General features: G+C 61.7%; 1 protein-coding gene. It reads left to right on the top strand.

Features of this window, described 5'->3' with window-relative positions; all coding sequences use genetic code 11:
* The first annotated feature begins 71 nt into the window (after positions 1–71).
* Entirely contained in the window at positions 72–1229 is a 1158-nt protein-coding gene (locus ACXRVY_RS29210; protein ID WP_458238984.1) for a cysteine desulfurase family protein, read from the top strand.
* Positions 1230–1391 lie beyond the last annotated feature (162 nt).

Genomic DNA, 1391 nt, shown 5'->3' with positions numbered 1-1391 from the left:
CTCACAAGGCTGCGCTTTGCCGTTTGCAGTCACGAGCTTCCTGATCCCGGAACACGCTCTGCGAGTCTTTTATGAATAAACGTCCGTTGTATTTCGATTACGCCGCCACCACGCCGGTGGATGAGCGGGTCATCAAGGTGATGGTCGAGTGTCTGGGCTTTACCGGTAATTTCGGCAACCCGGCCTCCAGCTCCCACGCATTCGGCCAGCAGGCCCGGCAATCGGTGGAGCAGGCGCGACGCCAGGTCGCCGAACTGGTCGGCGCGACGCCCGAGCAGATTGTCTGGACCTCAGGCGCCACCGAATCCAACAACCTCGCGCTCAAAGGCGTGGCTCAGGCCCGCGGCATTGGCGGCGGCCATATCATCACCAGCCAGATCGAACACAAAGCCATTCTCGATACTGCGAAGCAACTGCAGGATGCCGGTGTCGCGGTGACTTATCTGGTACCGGACGCCGAGGGCCTGATCACGGCGCAAGCGGTAAGCGAAGCCATGCGCGAAGACACCTTCCTGGTGTCACTGATGCTGGTCAACAACGAACTGGGCACCCTCAACGACATTCCCGCCATCGGTCAGGTCGTGCGTGATCGCGGGGCGTTGTTCCATGTCGACGCCGCACAGGGCGCAGGCAAAGTGGCGATCGATCTCGGGCAGTGGCCGGTGGACCTGATGTCGTTTTCCGCGCACAAGCTCTATGGCCCCAAAGGCATTGGTGCGTTGTACGTCGGTCCGCGTGCACAACAGCGTTTGCAGGCACAGATCCATGGCGGCGGGCATGAGGGCGGTTTGCGTTCCGGCACGCTGGCGACCCATCAGATCGTGGCCATGGGCGCGGCCTTTGCACTGGCGGCGGCTGCGTTCGATGAAGAGAAAGCCACTATTGTGCGTTTGCGTGAACGCTTGCTCGAGCAATTGCAGAGCATTCCCGGCGTGCGTCTCAACGGCAGCCCGACCCGGCGCATTCCCCATACCCTGAGCCTGACCTTCGACGAAGGTGAGTTCAACCCGGCGGCGTTGCTGGCCTCGATCGCGTTTTCCGCGACCTCGGCCTGCAATTCCGCGAGCAATACCCCATCTCATGTACTGCTGGCCCTGGGGCATGATGCCCGCTCGGCCAGTCGCACCATCCGCTTGAGCCTCGGGCGTTTCACCACCGAGCAGGACATCGACCAGGYGGTTCAACTGATCAAGGCAGCCTGCGCCAGTGCTCCGGCATTCTGGCAATAAGGCGACGAAGCGCCGGCGCTGATCGGCACCCAACAATAATGATGAAGTGGTTAGCAGGAGACACGATGAATACGCAGCTGTCGATCAATGGCTCGGTGCCTCAGCGCCTGGCGCAAACCCGCGAACTGATGAGCCGGGAGGGCATTCACGCCTTGCTGGTGC

It is taken from the genome of Pseudomonas sp. P5_A2_2 (assembly GCF_054177685.1).
This window is presented reverse-complemented; position numbering and strand designations above follow the sequence as displayed.